The organism is Streptomyces koelreuteriae, assembly GCF_018604545.1.
Taxonomy (GTDB): Bacteria; Actinomycetota; Actinomycetes; order Streptomycetales; family Streptomycetaceae; genus Streptomyces; species Streptomyces koelreuteriae.
Genome location: NZ_CP075896.1, coordinates 8,311,498 through 8,328,203, shown reverse-complemented (window position 1 = coordinate 8,328,203; position 16,706 = coordinate 8,311,498). Strand labels below are relative to the sequence as shown.

Sequence of the window (16,706 nt, the reverse complement as noted above, 5' to 3'; positions counted from 1 at the left end):
GACTCAGGCCCGCGCGCTGTTGCCGCCCCCGCCCTTCGTCTTCGGCAGGGCGAGCTTGATCTCCTCCCGCAGCTCCTGGATCCTCGGGTAGCCGGAGTACTCGGCGGTGAGCCGGTACATCTCACGCAGCCGGTCCCAGGTGCGATGGGAGGAGTTGGATCCCATCGACACCAGGGCCAACCGCGCGTACCGGTCCGCCTGTTCGGGGTCGTCCGCGATGAAGCAGGCCGACGCCATCGACAGATAGTCGAAGATCTTCGAGCGCTGCCGGCCGTCGACCCGCAGGGCCAGTGCCTTCTCCGCGTAGTGCTGGGCATGCGCGGACGCACCCGGCTCGAACTCGGCGAGCGTGCGGTAGGCCAGGGCCTGCATGCCGTAGAGGTCCTCCTCCTTGAACGTCTGCATCCAGTCCGGCGGCGGCACATCGGCCTTGTCGGAGACGAACAGGTCCTCCGCCTGCCCGAGCGTGCGGCGCATCGCCTGGCCCTTGCCCATGGCGGCCTGCGCCCAGGCCTCGATGGTGCAGAGCATCGCCCGGGTGCGGGGCAGCACGTCGTCGCCCGAGCCGGACGTGGCGAGTCTCATCAGGTCCAGGGCCTCGTCCGGCTTGCCCAGATGGACCATCTGGCGGGCCGCACGGGAGAGCGCCTCGCCCGCGCGGGGCCGGTCCCCGCCCTCCCGGGCCGCGTGCGCGGCGATGACGAAGTACTTCTGGGCCGTGGGCTCCAGACCGACGTCGTGCGACATCCAGCCCGCGAGGACGGCCAGGTTGGCGGCGACGCCCCACAGGCGCCGCTGGAGATGGGGTGGGTGACGGTAGGCGAGCATGCCGCCCACCTCGTTGAGCTGGCCCACCACCGCTTTGCGCTGGAGCCCGCCGCCGCGGGCGGCGTCCCAGGCGCGGAACACCTCGACCGAGCGCTCCAGTTCCTCGATCTCCTGCGACCCGATGGGGGCGGCCTCGTAACGGTCGAACCCGGCGGGGTCGGCGTGCAGGGGACGGTCGAGGTCGGGAGCGTCGACAGCCAGGGCAGGGTCGGTGTGCAGCCAGTCGTACATGGCGCTGCTGAGTGCGGATCCCGCGGCGAGCGCGGCGCCCGCGCCCACCAAGCCGCGTCGGTTGAGCATGAGGTCCATTCCCGTGAATTCGGTGAGGACCGCGGCTGTCCGCTCGGGCGCCCACGGCACACCGTCGGGAGGCTCCGCGCTCCCGCCGCCCTGCCGTTTCCCCGCACGCCCGTGCCGGACCAGACCGAGGTCCTCGATGGTCACGACACGGCCGAGACGCTCGGTGAACAGAACCGCCAGCACCCTCGGCACCGGATCGCGCGGGATCTCTCCCGTGTCGATCCAACGCCGCACCCGGGAGGTGTCGGTCGAGAGCTGGGGGTGGCCCATGGCCGCCGCCTGCCGGTTGACCAGCCTCGCGAGTTCGCCCTTCGACCAGCCGGCCAGGCCGAACAGGTCCGAGAGACGGGTGTTGGGTTGTCCGCTCACATCAAGCCCCCAGGTACTCGGCTGAGTTGACAGTAGCCCGGGGAGACTTGCCGGGCGACTATTCGCCAGGGTTCGCCAGGGTTCGCCAGATGGTGTGCCACCGGGCATCCGGTGTCAGGTAGGAACGCGTCACCCCGACCCGGTCGCCGCAGGGACATTCCCCAGGATGCTCCCGGGGGTCCGGGCCGGGTGGGGCGCAGTCGTCGCAGGCACACGAAGGGATCTGTCTCGCCCATGTACGCAGCATCGTCCTCCGTGTCCGCACCGCCCCGGTCGCTGCACCCACGTCCCACGGACAGCGGCCCCTACCTCGCCCCCGCGCGGCCGGCGGCCCCCGTGCTCGGTGCGGGCAGGGCGCGGCGCGGCGCGGTCCTCGGAGCCCAACCGCTCAGCGGAAGACTCGACTTGTCCGGCCCCCAAGGCGCGCAGCTGCGCACCGCCATCGCCTCGGTGCACCGCATCTGCCCGGAGTTCGCCCCGGTGCAGGTGCTGCGCCGCAACGGCCGGTCCGTGCTCCTGGTCGGTACGACCGGTCGGAACACGGCCGTCGCCAAGTGTTTACTGGACCACTCCCCGGCCTGGTCCGAGCGGATCCACCACGAGATAGCGGCGTACCGCTCGTTCGTCCGGCATCGCCCTCCCGTGCGGGTGCCGAGACTGATCGCGGCGGATCCGGACAACTGCACACTGGTCATCGAGCGGATGCCCGGGCGGGTGGCGGCGCTCCAGCGGCACCCGGCCGAGGCGCCGCCGCGGGCGGACATCAGAGCCGCGCTGGGCGCGATCTGCCGGCTGAACGCCTGGCGTCCGCCGGCGGGGACGTTCGACGCCCCGCTCGACTACGCGGCAAGGATCTCGAGGTACCACGAGCTGGGCCTGCTCACCGACCGGGACCTGGGTGATCTGCAGAAGCTGCTGCACGGCATCGCGCAGGCGGCCGGGCGGCAGGGAATGGGCCAGTTCTGCCACGGCGACGCACTGCTGTCGAACATCCTCCTGTCACCAGCCGGTCCAGTGCTGGTGGACTGGGAGCACGCGGGCTGGTACCTGCCGGGCTACGACCTGGCGACGCTGTGGTCGGTACTCGGGGACGCACCGGTGGCCCGTCGCCAGATCAGCCAGATCGCCCAGTCGGCGGGCCCGGCGTCCAGGGACGCCTTCCTGGTGAACCTGATGCTGGTGCTGACCCGTGAGATTCGTACGTACGAGACGGCCGTGCAGCGTTCGATGCACGACGCGGCCCCGGCGGCACCGGGCTCGGCCCATCCTGGTGCTGCGCCGTCCGGCGAGGAGCAGAGGCTGCTGCTGCGGCGGCTGCACGACGACTGCCAGCTGGCCCGGCGGGCCGTGCGCGCGGCGGTCGGCACTCGCTGACGGGGACGAAGCGGCCGCTGTGCGCCTGGTCAGGCGTACAGCGGCCCTTTCGTGTGTGTGGCGTACCGCCGGGCGGTCAGCCCTGCTGGAACAGCTCCGCGGGCAGGGGTTTGAGGAGGGCGTACAGGTCGTCCGTGATGGGGCGGTCCCAGGCGGCGATGGTCACCAGGACGTTGTCGCTGCGGTCGAACTGGACGCAGGAGATCCGGCCCTCGGAGAGCTTGACACGGCGCACGATCAGAAGGTTGTCGCCCTGCATCACCGGCACGTCCTCGGTGCTGACGACGGTGACCTCCTCGTCGTTCTCCAGCGCCAGAAGCAGCTGGGCCACCTCGAAGGGGACCTCCCCCTCGGGGACCTCGCGCGCCGGGGAGCCCTCGGGCAGATTGCCGATGATCATCGCGGGGCCGCGGCCGCCGAACAGGTCGTAGCGCAGGAAGACGCCCTGGCAGGTGCCGTCGGGCGCGGGAAGCAGTCCCGCACCGAGGTTGCCGGGCCAGTCGCCCGGGTCCATGGCCAGTACGTCGAAGTCAGGCCCGGCGGGAGTGGCGCTGCGGCGGCGGAGGAACGACATGTCGCCAATGGTACGTGTCCCGGCCTGCGAAGTGTGGGGCGGGCGGCGGCCCGGTCGGCCCGCGACAGGCCTCAAGTCGTCGCCCGGTGCCGTTGGTGGTGGCGGGCGACCCGGGCGCGGTTGCCGCAGGACGGTTTGCACCACTCCTGGCGTGGGTGCTCCTTGAGGAAGTACCGCACACAGCGCGGTGCGTGGCAGGCTCGCAGCCGGTCGCGGTCGGGGCTCGCGAGGAACGCGATCACGGCGTGCGCGAGGGTCGCCGTCAGATCGCCGGCGCCGTGCACGGGCCGCCTGCGGACGACGGGGGCGGCCGACTGGGGCCAGTGCAGGACCGGCACGGTGGGGGTGCGGGCGGCCGCCTCGTTGAGGCGCCGTACGGCCTCGCCCTCGGGCAGGAGGCGGGTCGCGTCCGCGGGGCTGGGCTCGCCGGGGCGCACGGCGCGTGCGAAGAGCGCGCGGGCGGCGGCGCGCAGCTCTCGGACCTCGGTGAGCCGCGCGGCGTCGGCGGTGAACCCCTCGGTGTCCGGCAGGACCTCGGCGTGTGCCCGGACCCAGGCGGTGAGGCCCGCCGGGTCGGTCAGATCGTCGGCCACGCCGCCCTCGCCGTCGTGCCGGACGGTGAGGGCCAGGTCCAGGGCGAGCCGGGCGTCCCTGCTGATCGGTTCCCGCATGGGGCTAATGATAGGCCCGCCGGTATCCATTACAACGAGGTCAGTCCTGGTGCGGCGTCGGCGGGACCACCGCGACGGGGCTCACGGCGTGCAGCAGGACGGCGTGGGTGACCGAGCCCATCATGCGAGCCGGCGCCAGCAGGTGCCGCCGGTGCCGGCCCACGACGACGAGGTCGGCGTCCTGGGAGGCCGTCACGAGGTGTCCGGCCGCGTCGCCCGCCGCGGCGAGCGGCTCGGCCCGGACGTCGGGGTGCCGTTCGCGGTAGGGGGCGAGGAAGCCCTCGGCGAGGACCCGGGCCTCGTCCTCGATGACGTCCTGGTCGACGACCGGCGGGGGCATCTCGCCGGGCATCATCCAGGGCTGCGCGGGCCACGGGTAGGCGGCGACCGCCTGGAGCCGTGCCCCGCGCCGGGCGGCCTCGGCGAAGGCGAACTCGAGTGTGGCCTCGTCGGGGCCGTCCACCTTGAGGCCGACCACGACCCGCCGGACGGGGCCGTCGTCCCGGACATCGCCTCCGGTCCGGGGCACCACGACGACGGGGCACTCGGCGTCACGGGCTGCGGCCATGCCGTTGGAGCCGAGCAGCAGGCTGGCGAAGCCGCCGCGGCCCCGGGAGCCCAGCACCAGCAGTTGGGCGGAAGCGCCCAGTTCGGGCAGGACGGCGCCGACCGCGCCCTCCAGGGCGAGGTACTCGGTGTCCGGCTGGTCGGAGCGTGCTTCCAGGCGGGTGCGGACCCGGTCGAGGACGGGGTCGTTCCGTGGGTCCGCGGGCCCCGCGGCGAGGACCTCGGGCTGTGCCCAGTGGGCGTACTGGCGTACATGGACCACGCGCAGGGGCGCCGAACGCCGGCGGGCGGCGTCGATGGCCCACTCCAGGGCACGCAGGCTGTCGTCCGAACCGTCGACCGCCGCGATGACCGGCAGGGTGCTCACGGATACCTCACCTCCGGGATACGACCGTCCCTTCCGGGGGCCAGCCTGGCTCAGGCGCCGGCCCCGGGAGGATGTCTCGGGTCGCGTGTCCGGAAATGCGGGCGCAACACCCCCGGATCGGCCGTCGGATCACGGCCGTCCGGGACCATTCACCCGGCCCGCGTCACGTGAGGTCGAACTCCCCTTCCCGCGCTCCCGACACGAACGCGCCCCACTCGTCGGGCGTGAAGATCAGGGAAGGGCTTTCCGGGCGGCCACTGTTCCGCATGGCGATGAAGCCCTCCACGAAGGCGATCTGGACATCCCCCACGCCACGGCTGCTGGACTGCCAGTCGGCGTTGGTGAGGTCCAGCTCCGGCTTGTCCCAGCCCATGAGCGGGCGCTGCTGGGTGGTGGTCTCGGCCACGTCCGTGCTCCTCCCGATTCGTCGTCCGCGGCCAGCCTAGCGATCGTGTCCCACGGCCAACAGGGCACGTGAGGGGGACCTTTCAGGAGTCGTTCCGGGAGTCGTTTCAGGACTCGGGGGGCCGTGCTCCCACGAGCCACATCGAGAAGAACTGCGATCCCCCGCCGTAGGCGTGTCCGAGGACCCTGCGGGCGCCGTCCACCTGGTGTTCCCCGGCCTGTCCGCGCACCTGGAGGGCCGCCTCCGCGAAGCGGATCATGCCGGAGGCGCCGATGGGGTTGGTGGACAGGACGCCGCCCGACATGTTGACGGGCAGGTCACCGTCCAGTTCGGTCACGCCCGCCTCGGTGAGCTTCCAGCCCTCGCCCTCGCCGGCGAAGCCGAGGTTCTCCAGCCACATCGGCTCGTACCAGGAGAAGGGCACGTAGATCTCGGCGCCGTCGATCTCCCGGCGGGGGTCGGTGATCCCGGCCTGCCGGTAGACGTCGGCCGCGCAGTCCTGCCCGGCCTGGGGTGAGACGAAGTCCTTGCCGGCGAAGAGGGTGGGTTCGCTGCGCATCGCGCCGCCGAGCATCCAGGCGGGCGGTCGTGGTGCCCGGGCGGCTCCGGCGCGGTCGGTGAGGATCATGGCGCAGGCGCCGTCGGAGGAGGGGCAGGTCTCGGAGTAGCGGATCGGGTCCCACAGCATGGGCGAGGCCGTCACCTTGTCCAGGGTGATGTCGTGTTCGTGCAGGTGGGCATAGGGGTTCTTGAGCGCGTTGCGCCGGTCCTTGTAGGCGACCAGGGCGCCGATCGACTCGGGTGCGCCGCTGCGTCGCATGTAGGCGCGGATGTGCGGGGCGAAGAAGCCGCCGGCCCCGGCCAGCAGGGGCTGCTGGAAGGGGATCGGCAGGGACAGGCCCCACATGGCGTTCGACTCGGACTGTTTTTCGAAGGCGAGGGTGAGGACGGTGCCGTGGACGCGGGCCGCGACGAGGTTGGCGGCGACGAGCGCGGTGGATCCCCCGACCGAGCCCGCGGTGTGCACCCGGAGCATCGGCTTTCCCACGGCTCCGAGCGCGTCGGCGAGGTAGAGCTCCGGCATCATGACGCCCTCGAAGAAGTCGGGCGCCTTGCCGATCACGACGGCGTCGATGTCGGCCCAGGTCAGCTCGGCGTCGTCGAGGGCGTGTCGTGCCGCCTCCCGGACCAGTCCAGCGATCGACATGTCCCGGCGCGCCGCGACGTGCTTGGTCTGGCCGATGCCGACGACGGCCACGGGCTCCTTGCTCATCGGGGCTCCCCTTCGAGTACGGCGACCAGGTTCTGCTGCAGGCAGGGGCCGGACGTGGCGTGGGCGAGGGCGCGGTCGGACTCGCCGCGGTGGATGCGGGCGGCGGCCTCTCCGAGGCGGATGAGACCGGCGGCCATGATCGGATTGGCGGCGAGGGCTCCGCCGGAGGGGTTGACGTGCACGCCGTCGTCGAGCCGGAGGGCCTTGCGCAGGACGATCTCCTGCGCGGTGAAGGGCGCGTGCAGCTCGGCGGTGTCGACGGGCCGCTCGAAGGCCCCGGCCCGCTCGGCGGCCAGCCGGGTGGAGGGCGAGTCGGTCAGGTCGCGCACGCCGAGGCCGTGTGCCTCGATGCGGTGGTCGATGCCCCGGATCCAGGCGGGGCGTGCGCACAGTTCACGGGCCCGGTCTCCGGCCGCGAGGATCACGGCGGCGGCACCATCGCCGATGGGCGGGCAGTCGCCGGTGCGCAAGGGGCGTACGAGGTAGTCGCCCTGTGCCACGGCCCCTTTGAGCTGGGCGTGCGGGTTGGCGGAGGCCGCCTCCCGGTTGCGGGTGGCGACGGCAGCGAGGGCGGGCTCGTCGGTGTCGCCGGCGTCGATGAGGGCCTGTGCCTGGAGCGCGGCGAGCGCCACGGAGTCGGGCCACAGGGGTGCCACGTAGTACGGGTCGAGCTGGCGGGTCAGCACGTCGCGGACCGGGCCGGGCGAGGACTTGCCGTACGAGTAGACCAGGGCGGTGTCGGCGTCGCCGGTGAGGAGTTTGGTCCAGGCCTCGTACAGGGCCCAGGCGCCGTCCATCTCGACATGGGACTCGGAGATCGGCGGCCAGGCGCCGACGCCGTCGAGGGCGAGGGTGAAGGAGAAGGCCCGGCCGGCGAGGTAGTCGCTGGAGCCGGAGCAGGTGAAGTCGATGTCGGCGGTCTTCAGGCCGGTCCGGTCGAGGACCTCGTGCAGCACCGGCATCAGCATCTCCACCTCGGAGAGCTCCTCGCTGGTGCGCCGGTGGGCGGTCTGGGCGAAGGCGACGACGGCGATCTCGCGGTCCCGCGGTGCGCTCGTCACAGCAGCTCCTTGTAGGTGTCGTAGTCCGCGTCGGGCTCACCCGTCGGCCGGTAGTGGTCGGGGTAGCGGGCGCCTTCCGTCCACACGGGTTCGACCCGCAGCCCCATGCGGACCTCGTCGTAGGGGATGCCGCCGATCCGGCCGTGCAGGGCGAGGCCGGCGCCGTCGAGGGCGATGTGGGCGTAGACGTAGGGCACCTCGATGTCGAGGTTCTTCGCCTTGATGTTGACGATGCAGAACGTGGTGACCGTGCCGCGCGGCCCGACCTCGACTTGTTCGTCCGTGGCGACCCCGCAGGTGGGGCACGCACCCCTCGGCGGGACGTAGACCTTCCGGCAGGACGGGCAGCGCTCGCCGACGGTGCGTCGGCCGCCGAGGGCGTCGATGTAGGCGGTCTGGGCGCGGCCGGGCGAGTAGGTGTAGTCGAGGCGGGCGGCGGCGACGATGCCGGTGACCGGGTCCTCGAACTCGCCGGTGGCGCCGGTGAGTCGCGGGGCCTCGCCGTCGTACGGCTCGAAGCAGGCGATGTCGGTGATGGCTCCGGTGCGTTCCTCGGCCCAGCGGACGCGGACGCGCATGCCCGTGCGCACGGCATCGGGGCCGGGGGCGTCGAGGGCGTGCAGAAGGGCGGTGTCGGCGCCGTCGAGGCGGACCAGGGCCCAGGCGAAGGGGGTGGTCAGGGGCTGGCCCCGGCGGGGGGCGTGGTTCCAGGCCCAGGTGGTGACGGTGCCGGTGGGGGCGATCTCGACGAGGTCGCGGATCTCCTCGGCGGTGACGGGGTCGTACTCGACGGGCGGGACGAGGACACGGCCGTCACTCGCCCGCACCCCGAGGACGACGCGTTCGCGCAGGCCGGTCAGGAAGGCGCTCTGGACGGGGCCGAGGGAGCGGGTGAAGGGGAACTCGACGACGAGGGGGGCTTTGAGGACTTCGGGCATGCCACGGGGCTCCTTCGGTCGGGCGCGCGGACGGGAGGGGACGGTCAGGCGCGCTTGTAGACGGGCGGTCGCTTCTCCGCGAAGGCGCGGGCGCCCTCCTTGGCGTCGGCGGTGTCGAACACCGGCCAGCCCCGGGTGAGTTCGGCCGCGAGGCCGTCGGATTCGGTCAGCTCCGCGGTCTCGTAGACGGAGGCCTTGACGGCCTCGACGGCCAGCGGGCCGCAGGAGTTGATCTGTTCGGCGATCTCCAGCGCCTTGGCGAGTGCGGTGCCGTCGGGGACGACGTGTCCGACCAGGCCGATGGCGGCGGCCTCACGGGCGCTGTAGGGGCGGCCGGTGAGGAGCATCTCCAGGGCGTGGGTGCGCGGGATCTGGCGTTGCAGCCGGACCGTGGAGCCGCCGATGGGGAACAGGCCGCGCTTGACCTCGAACAGACCGAAGGTGGCCGATGCGCCGGCGACGCGGATGTCGGTGCCCTGGAGCATCTCGGTGCCGCCCGCGACGCAGTACCCCTCGACGGCGGCGATCACCGGTTTACGGGGGCGGTGATGGCGCAGCATCGCCTTCCAGTGCAGGTCGGGGTCGGCCTTGAGCCGGTCGCGGTACTCCTCGCCGGCCATGCCGTTCCCGGCGAGGGCCTTGAGGTCCATGCCCGAGCAGAACGAGCCGCCCGCGCCGGTGAAGACGACCGAGCGGACCGAGTCGTCCGCGTCGGCCTCGAGCCAGCCGTCGTAGAGGCCGACGAGCATCGGCAGCGAGAGCGCGTTCCTGGCCTCCGGCCTGTTGAGCGTGAGCACCAGTGTGGCGCCTTCGCGCTGCACGGTGAGGTGTTCCGTCCCACCCATGGCCAACTCCCCTCTCGAAGAACGAGAACAGGTTGCAGTAGGGCGCTGGGCACTTCAAGGGTTTTCTGACAGATAGTCAGTTTTCTTCGCGCGGACCCTTCACAGTTGGACCGCCCTTTGCTCTGATGACCGGCGAACCGTCCGATGCCAGGCACGTCCCGGGTCAGGAGGAGCGGTGGAGTACAACCTTGCCGACCTGTTCGAGTCGGTCGTCGACGTCGTCCCCGGCCGTGAGGCGCTGGTGTACGCCGACCATCCCGGTACGGGCGCGGAGCGCCGTCTGACGTACGCGGAGCTGGACGCGGCGGCCAACCGCGTCGCCCACCATCTGCTCGACAGCGGGATACGGCCCGGTGAGCACCTCGGCCTCCACCTCTACAACGGGGTGGAGTATCTGCAGACGGTACTCGGCTGCCTGAAGGCCCGGATCGTCCCCGTCAACGTCAACTACCGCTATGTGGAAGAGGAGTTGGTGTACCTCTACCGGGACGCGGATCTGGTGGCGCTGGCCTTCGACGCGGAGTTCACGGACCGGGTGGCGGCGGCGCGACCGCGGGCGGAGCAGCTGCGGCATCTGGTGCGGGTGGGTGCGCCGGTGCCGGGGGCCGCCTCGCTGCCGTGTACGGAGTTCGCGGATGCCGAGGCAGGGGGATCGCCTGAGCGCGGGTTCGCGCCTCGATCTGCCGACGATCAGTTCATCATCTACACCGGCGGTACGACCGGGATGCCCAAGGGTGTGATGTGGCGGCAGGAGGATCTGTTCTTCGCGGGTCTCGGCGGGGGCGCCCCGACCGGTGAGCCGGTGAAGAAGCCGGAGGAGCTGGCCGAGCGCGTGGCGGCGGGTGGGTCCGGGATCACCTTCTTCCCCACGGCTCCGCTGATGCACGGCACCTCCACCCTCACTGCGTTCATCGGGTTCAACTTCGGGCAGCGGGTCGTGATCCACCGCAAGTTCGTGCCCGAGGAGGTGCTGCGGGCCGTGGAGAAGGAGAGGGTCAGCAGCATCTCGCTGGTGGGTGACGCGATGCTGCGGCCGCTGATCGACGCGCTGGGCGGTCCGCTGCGGCACATCGACCGCTCCTCGCTGTTCAGCGTGTCGTCGTCCGGCGCGATCATGTCGGACACGGTGCGCCGGCAGTTCCAGGAGCTGGTGCCGAACGCCATGCTGCTGAACAACTTCGGCTCGTCGGAGTCCGGTTTCAACGGCACGGCGACGGAGGACTCGGGGCCCGAGCGGGGCTTTCGGATCCGGGTCCACGCCCGTACGCAGGTCGTGGACCCGGCCACGTACGAGCCCGTGGCGGCCGGTGAGGTGGGGCGTATCGCCCAGTCCGGACATGTGCCGCTCGGCTACTACAACGACCCCGCCAAGACCGCCGGGACGTTCTTCGAGCGGGGCGGCGAGCGATGGGTGCTGCTCGGTGACATGGCCACCGTCGACGAGGAGGGCGTGGTCACCGTCCTCGGGCGCGGCTCGCAGTGCATCAACACCGGCGGCGAGAAGGTGTACCCGGAGGAGGTCGAGCAGGCCCTCAAGTCCCATCCGGACGTCTACGACGCGCTGGTGGCCGGGGTGCCGGACCCCCAGTGGGGCCACCATGTGGCGGCCGTGGTGCAGCTGCGCGAGGGGGCGGTGCGGCCCTCGCTGGAGGACATCCGGGCGCACTGCCGTGACCGGCTCGCCGGCTACAAGATCCCGCGCCAGCTGGTGATCACGGAGTCGGTCCAGCGGTCGCCGAGCGGCAAGGCGGACTACCGGTGGGCGCGGGAGGTGGCGGTGGCGGCGGACGGGTGATTCTCCGGCCTGTCGATTGAACCTAAGGTGACGTGCGGACGTACTGGTGGTGGCAGGCCCGGCTCACCGGGCTCTGTTTGCCATGCCTAGCAAGACCGCACGGAAGGACCTCCGGGTGTCGCTCTTCACTCGCTCCCGTCAGCAATCGGACCCGGCCGGGGGCGCGGCGGAACCGGATGACGATGCCGGTGGGACGGCTGGGGCGGCCTCGAACGACGGCGAAGGCACTGCGGATTCCGACACCGACTCTGGCACTGCGGATTCGAGCGGCGACACCGACACGGTGGAACCGGCCACCGGCACGACGGAGCCGGACGGTGGCACTGCGACGAAGACGGACCCCGACGACGACACCGGCGCCACCGCCCCGGACGCCGGTACCGCCGCACAAGAAGCAGGCGACGACTCCGAGGCACCGGGCGCGGCAAAGGCCGGCTGGTTCGGCTGGCGGCGGCGCTACCCCCGTACCGCACGCGGCGTCAGCGTCGGGACGACCGTCCTCGCCGGGGCCCTCGTGCTCTTCGCGCTCCTCGTGCCCAACCAGATGGAGAAGATCGAGTTCGCGTCGTTCGTGCGGATTCCCGCCGAGGGTGTGCTGCTCGCGGGCCTGCTGCTCGCGCTGCCGCCGCGGCCCCGGCGCGTCACGGCCGTCGTCTCGGGTGCGTTCCTCGGGCTGCTCACCATCCTGAAATTCGTCGACATGGGCTTCTACCAGATCCTGGCCCGGCCCTTCGATCTGGTCCTGGACTGGATACTGATCGAGAACGCGACGGACTTCCTGAGGGAGACCTTCGGCCGTTCCGGGCAGGTGCTCGCCGTGGTCGGTGTGATCGTCCTGTTCGTCGCGGTGCTGGTCCTCACGACGCTCGCCGTGGTGCGGCTGACGAACCTGATGGTCGGCCACCGTTCCGTCGCCGCCCGTACGACGCTGATCCTCGGCACGGCGTGGATCACGGCCATGACGCTGGGCGTGCAGATCGGCAGCGTGCCGTTCGCCACCAAGGGCAACGCCGAGTTCATCGGCAACCGGGTGGACCAGGTGCAGGCGGGCCTGGCGGACGCGCGGGTCTTCCGGAAGCAGGCCGCCGTGGACGCCTTCGCGAAGACGCCGCCCGATCAGTTGCTCACGGGGCTGCGCGGCAAGGACGTGCTGTTCACGTTCATCGAGAGCTACGGGCGAGTCGCGATCGACGACCCGGCGATGGCACCCCAGATGGACTCGGTGCTCAAGGAGGGCACCAGCTCGCTGAAGGCGGCCGGTTTCGAGTCGCGCAGCGGCTGGCTGCAGTCGCCGGTCACGGGCGCGGGCAGCTGGCTCGCCCACTCGACGTTCCTGTCCGGGCTGTGGATCAAGAACCAGCAGCGGTACCGCAACCTGACCACCAGTGACCGGATGACGCTGACCAACTACTTCGGCAAGACGAAGGCCTGGCGGACCGTCGGCGTCGTGCCCGGGGTGCGCCGGGCGTGGCCGGAGGGGAAGTACTTCGGCCTGGACCACATCTACGACTCCGAGCACCTCGGCTATCACGGCCCGTACTTCAGCTGGACGCCCGTGCCCGACCAGTTCAGCATGGAGGCCTTCCAGCGTCTGGAGCACGGCAAGAAGGACCGTCAGCCGATCATGGCGGAGATCATCCTGGCCTCCAGTCACAACCCGTGGTCGCCCATCGCGCGGATGATCGACTGGGAGAAGCTCGGCGACGGCTCGGTGTTCCACCAGATCAAGAAGGAGGGCACCAACCCCACGGAGGTCTGGAAGGACCCGGAGAAGGTGCGCACCGAGTACCGGAAGGCCATCGAGTACTCGATCCGGAGCCTCACCGAGTGGCTCGAGCGCTACGGCGACGAGGACACGGTCCTCGTGTTCCTGGGCGACCACCAGCCGGTGCCGACCGTCACCGCCGGGGACACCGGCAAGGACGTGCCGATCACCATCGTCGCCAAGGACAAGAAGGTCCTGGACCGGGTCGCCGACTGGGGCTGGACCGACGGTCTCAAGCCCGCGGAGAACGCGCCCCGGTGGGGCATGGACAAGTTCCGCGACCGCTTCATGACGGCGTACGGTCCGCAGGGCTGAGGAACTCCGCCACGGCCGCGAGGAACGCCTCGGGCCGCGCCTCGTGCACGAGATGCCCGGCGTCGATGGTGAGACGCCGGGCATCGGGAAGCAGTTCGGCCAGGGCGACGATCTGCTCTTGAGGGATCGGGCTGGTCGGTCCGCCACCGATCAACAGCGTGGGCATGGTGATCCGCCCCATGTGGTCCCACCACACAGGATCCGGCGCGTTGCGCTGCCGGTCGGTGGCGAGGATCATCGCCCAGTCGTACGGCAGGTCCTCGCCTGGACGTTCGGCGAGCGGGCGCGGCGGGTCCAGGGGGAAGGGCGCGGGTACGTCCTCCAGCACCAGGCGCCGTACGAGGTGCGGGCTGTGCTGGGCGAGCAGGTAGGCGACGGCGCCGCCGAGAGAGTGGCCCACGACGTCGGCGCGGGTGATGCCGAGGGCGCCGAGGAAGGCGTGGACGTCGTCGCGCATGGTCGCGTAGGCGTAGTCGCCGGGCCGGTCGCTGCGGCCGTGCCCGCGAAGGTCGGGGGCGTAGACCCGGCGGGGGCCTGCGGCCAGTGCGGGGGCGATCTCGGACCAGTCGGTGCCGTCGGCTCCGCGGGCGTGGAGGAGCAGGACGGGCGGTGCGTCCCGGGGTCCCCAGGCGCGGTAGGCCAGGGTGATGCCGTTGGCCTGTACGGTGCGCGGTTCTGTGTCCATGCCGGGCACGGTAGCGAGGGATGCCCCGAAGGCCGGGCCGCCTCTGCCGACGGCAGAACGGGGCCTCACTCCCGTCCGGAGCAGCCGGAGAAGAAGGCGGCCACGCGTCGCACGAACCACTCGGGGTCGTCCAGCCACGGGTAGTGCCCCGCTCCCGGCTGCACCGCGAACTCGCCCGCCGGGAAGACCTCGGCGACCCACCGGGCAAGGCCGGGACGCGGTCCGCCGTCGGCCTCGCCGGCCAGGACGAGCACCGGGGCCGTGACGCGGGCGAGCGCGCTCCGGGTCGCGGTCGGGTCGTAGGCGCCGTCCGCGCCGTAGAGGTCCCCCGCCTCGTCGTTGGTCTCGTCCTCTTCGCGCTCGGCGTGGGCCCGCGCGGCCTCGTCCCAGCGTCCGTAGAAGAACGGGAGGAACACGGGGTCGAAGTCCCCGGTACCGGCCAGCCAGGCCTCGAACGCCGGGAAAGCCTCCGCGAACCAGGGTTCCGGCGCCCGCAGCCGGGCCGCCGCCAGCCGGTCCTCGGCGGTCGCCGGCCAGCCCAGCGCCCAGGGGGTGGCGGTGACCAGCGCCAGCCGTCCCAGCCGGTCCGGATACCGGGCCGCGTAGAGCATGGCGAGACTCCCGCCCGCAGAGTGCGCGAGCACGTCCATCCGCTCCAGGCCCAGGTGGCACCGCAACGCCTCGACGTCGTCGACCAGCCGGTCGCAGCGGTAGGTCGCGGGATCCGCCGGTGCCTCGGACCGCCCGGTGCCGCGCAGATCGAGAAGGACCAGCTGCCGGTGGGCGTCGAGTCCGCCCAGGTCGCCGAGGTAGGAGGACGCCCGCATCGGTCCGCCGGGCAGCACGACCAGCGGCTCGCCCGCACCGCGCAGACGGCAGGCGAGTCGGGTTCCGTCCGGGGCTTCAAAGATCGGCATGGTGTGGATCCTCGCGTCCGGGAGGACCTTCGCACAACGGGGTTCTTCGAGGTCACCCTCGGGGCGCCGTGGGTCCTGTGCCGTCTCCGAACCGGTCCCTCAGCTCCCGCTTGAGGATCTTCCCGCTGGCGTTGCGCGGGAGTTCGTCCACGAAGAGCACTCTCTTCGGCGCCTTGAAGTGCGGCAGCGTCTCGCGGACGTGGTCGATCAGTTCCGCCTCCGTGACCTCGCCGCGCGGGACGACGACGGCCGTGACGGCCTCGATCCAGCGGTCGTCGGGGAGGCCGACGACGGCGGTCTCGGCGACCCGGGGGTGGGTGTACAGGACGTCCTCGACCTGGCGGGAGGCGACGAGGACGCCGCCGGAGTTGATGACGTCCTTCACCCGGTCGACGATCGTGAAGTAGCCGTGCGCGTCGCGGATCGCGAGGTCGCCGGAGCGGAACCAGCCGTCGCGGAAGGCCTCGGCGGTCTCCTCGGGCTTGTCCCAGTAGCCCTCGCACAGTTGCGGGGAGCGGTAGACGATCTCGCCGGGGCTGCCGTCGGGTACGTCCTCGCCGTCCTCGTCGACGACCCGGGCCTCGACGAACAGCACGGTACGGCCGCAGGAGTCCATGCGGCCCTTGTGCTCGTCGGGGGCGAGGACCGTGGCGAGGGGGCCGATCTCGCTCTGGCCGAAGCAGTTGTAGAAGGCCAGCTTCGGGAGGCGTTCCTTCAGCCGTTCCAGCACGGGGACCGGCATGATCGACGCCCCGTAGTAGGCCTTGCGCAGGCCGCTGAGGTCGCGGGTAGCGAAGTCGGGGCGGTTGGACAGGGCGATCCAGACGGTGGGCGGGGCGAACAGGCTGTCCACGCGGCCCGCTTCGACCAGGTCGAGGAGCCGGTCGCCGTCGGGTGCGTCGAGGACGAGGTTCGTCGCGCCGACGGCGAGGTAGGGCAGCAGGAAGACGTGCATCTGCGCCGAGTGGTACAGGGGCAGGGAGTGCGCGGGGCGGTCCCCGGCGCTGAGGTCGAGGGCCGAGATGGCGCTCAGGTACTCGTGCACCAGGGCCCGGTGCGTCATCATCGCGCCCTTGGGCAGGGCGGTCGTGCCCGAGGTGTACAGCAGTTGCACGAGATCCTCGGGGCGCGGCTCGGGGCCGTCGTGGGCGGGCGCCTCGGGCAGCCGCGCGAGCAGTGAGCCGTCGGTGTCGCGCAGGGTCAGTGTCCGTACGCCGTCGGGGAGCCGGTCCGCGAGGTCCGGGTCGGTGAGGACCAGGGAGCTGCCGGACTGGCCGACGATGTAGGCGAGGTCGTCGCCGATGAGGTTCTGGTTGACGGGTACGTGCACCAGGCCGGCCCGGGCGCAGGCCAGGAAGGCGATCAGGTAGGCGTCGGAGTTGTGGCCGTAGGCGCCGACGCGGTCCCCGGGGGACAAGCCCTGGTCGAGGAGGACACTCGCCGCGCGGGAGACGGCGGTGTCGAGTTCGTCGTAGGTCCAGGTGCGTTCGCCGTACTCCACCGCGACGCGCGCCGGTGTGCGCCGGGCGCTACGTCGTAGGACTCCGTCGACCGTGCTGCCGTGTCCGGGCGTCGTCATGACAAGTGATCCTCGGTCGGCGGACCGGGGAGGTCAAGGACCGGCCGGCTCAACCCTGCCGTCGCCAGAGGCGTCCG

Annotated in this window: 14 protein-coding genes and 1 pseudogene; 3 read left to right on the top strand and 12 right to left on the bottom strand. The window is 71.7% G+C overall.

Translation table 11 applies throughout. The features are described 5' to 3' along the window. Positions 1 to 3: 3 nt before the first annotated feature. Positions 4 to 1,497 carry a DNA-binding protein NsdB gene (locus tag KJK29_RS37435; RefSeq protein ID WP_215123862.1) on the bottom strand — a complete coding sequence of 498 codons (1,494 nt, stop codon included), beginning with the start codon at positions 1,495 to 1,497 and terminating at the stop codon, positions 4 to 6. Positions 1,498 to 1,731: 234 nt separating this feature from the next. Here KJK29_RS37435 and KJK29_RS37430 point away from each other — a divergent pair, with 234 nt between their 5' ends. After that, positions 1,732 to 2,871, top strand: a complete 1,140-nt coding sequence (locus tag KJK29_RS37430) for an aminoglycoside phosphotransferase family protein (protein ID WP_215123860.1) — start codon at positions 1,732 to 1,734, stop codon at positions 2,869 to 2,871. A gap of 76 nt (positions 2,872 to 2,947) precedes the next feature. Here KJK29_RS37430 and KJK29_RS37425 read toward each other — a convergent pair whose 3' ends face one another. The 8 genes from KJK29_RS37425 to KJK29_RS37390 form a co-directional block, all read right to left on the bottom strand. Further along, positions 2,948 to 3,445, bottom strand: a complete 498-nt coding sequence (locus KJK29_RS37425; protein WP_215123859.1) for a glycosyltransferase family protein — start codon at positions 3,443 to 3,445, stop codon at positions 2,948 to 2,950. Between the two features lie 71 nt (positions 3,446 to 3,516). Then, on the bottom strand, positions 3,517 to 4,116 hold the full coding sequence (locus KJK29_RS37420; protein WP_215123858.1) for a CGNR zinc finger domain-containing protein: 600 nt from the start codon (positions 4,114 to 4,116) through the stop codon (positions 3,517 to 3,519). A 40-nt stretch (positions 4,117 to 4,156) separates the two neighbouring features. Then, on the bottom strand, positions 4,157 to 5,050 hold the full coding sequence (locus tag KJK29_RS37415; protein WP_215123857.1) for a universal stress protein: 894 nt from the start codon (positions 5,048 to 5,050) through the stop codon (positions 4,157 to 4,159). Between the two features lie 163 nt (positions 5,051 to 5,213). Further along, positions 5,214 to 5,456 carry a DUF397 domain-containing protein gene (locus KJK29_RS37410; protein ID WP_215123856.1) on the bottom strand — a complete coding sequence of 81 codons (243 nt, stop codon included), beginning with the start codon at positions 5,454 to 5,456 and terminating at the stop codon, positions 5,214 to 5,216. 106 nt (positions 5,457 to 5,562) lie between these two features. Further along, positions 5,563 to 6,729 (bottom strand): thiolase domain-containing protein, encoded by a 1,167-nt coding sequence (locus KJK29_RS37405; RefSeq protein WP_215123855.1) that lies wholly within the window; start codon positions 6,727 to 6,729, stop codon positions 5,563 to 5,565. Then, positions 6,726 to 7,790 (bottom strand): thiolase domain-containing protein, encoded by a 1,065-nt coding sequence (locus KJK29_RS37400; RefSeq protein WP_215123854.1) that lies wholly within the window; start codon positions 7,788 to 7,790, stop codon positions 6,726 to 6,728. Before KJK29_RS37400 ends, KJK29_RS37405 begins: the two co-directional genes overlap by 4 nt. Then, a complete protein-coding gene (locus KJK29_RS37395) occupies positions 7,787 to 8,728 on the bottom strand; it encodes a Zn-ribbon domain-containing OB-fold protein (protein WP_215123853.1) in 942 nt (313 codons plus the stop codon). The genes KJK29_RS37400 and KJK29_RS37395 overlap by 4 nt, the downstream gene beginning before the upstream one ends. A gap of 44 nt (positions 8,729 to 8,772) precedes the next feature. After that, positions 8,773 to 9,573 carry a crotonase/enoyl-CoA hydratase family protein gene (locus KJK29_RS37390; protein ID WP_215123852.1) on the bottom strand — a complete coding sequence of 267 codons (801 nt, stop codon included), beginning with the start codon at positions 9,571 to 9,573 and terminating at the stop codon, positions 8,773 to 8,775. Between the two features lie 175 nt (positions 9,574 to 9,748). Between KJK29_RS37390 and KJK29_RS37385 the strand changes: the two genes are divergently transcribed. Together KJK29_RS37385 and KJK29_RS37380 are read left to right on the top strand one after the other, a co-directional pair. Next, on the top strand, positions 9,749 to 11,368 hold the full coding sequence (locus tag KJK29_RS37385) for an acyl-CoA synthetase (RefSeq protein ID WP_215123851.1): 1,620 nt from the start codon (positions 9,749 to 9,751) through the stop codon (positions 11,366 to 11,368). Between the two features lie 115 nt (positions 11,369 to 11,483). Further along, on the top strand, positions 11,484 to 13,448 hold the full coding sequence (locus tag KJK29_RS37380; protein ID WP_215123849.1) for a sulfatase: 1,965 nt from the start codon (positions 11,484 to 11,486) through the stop codon (positions 13,446 to 13,448). Here the strand turns inward: KJK29_RS37380 and KJK29_RS37375 are convergent. The 3 genes and pseudogenes from KJK29_RS37375 to KJK29_RS37365 all read right to left on the bottom strand — a co-directional run. Further along, positions 13,420 to 14,133 (bottom strand): annotated as a pseudogene (locus KJK29_RS37375) (alpha/beta fold hydrolase); the annotation flags it as partial. The gene KJK29_RS37380 and the pseudogene KJK29_RS37375 sit on opposite strands and share 29 nt — an antisense overlap. Positions 14,134 to 14,198: 65 nt before the next feature. Further along, the gene (locus KJK29_RS37370) at positions 14,199 to 15,050 is read right to left on the bottom strand and encodes an alpha/beta fold hydrolase (RefSeq protein WP_215123845.1); all 852 of its coding nucleotides are present in this window, start codon (positions 15,048 to 15,050) and stop codon (positions 14,199 to 14,201) included. Positions 15,051 to 15,102: 52 nt separating this feature from the next. Further along, positions 15,103 to 16,629, bottom strand: coding sequence for an acyl-CoA synthetase (locus KJK29_RS37365; RefSeq protein WP_215123843.1), 1,527 nt, complete (start codon positions 16,627 to 16,629; stop codon positions 15,103 to 15,105). Positions 16,630 to 16,706 lie beyond the last annotated feature (77 nt).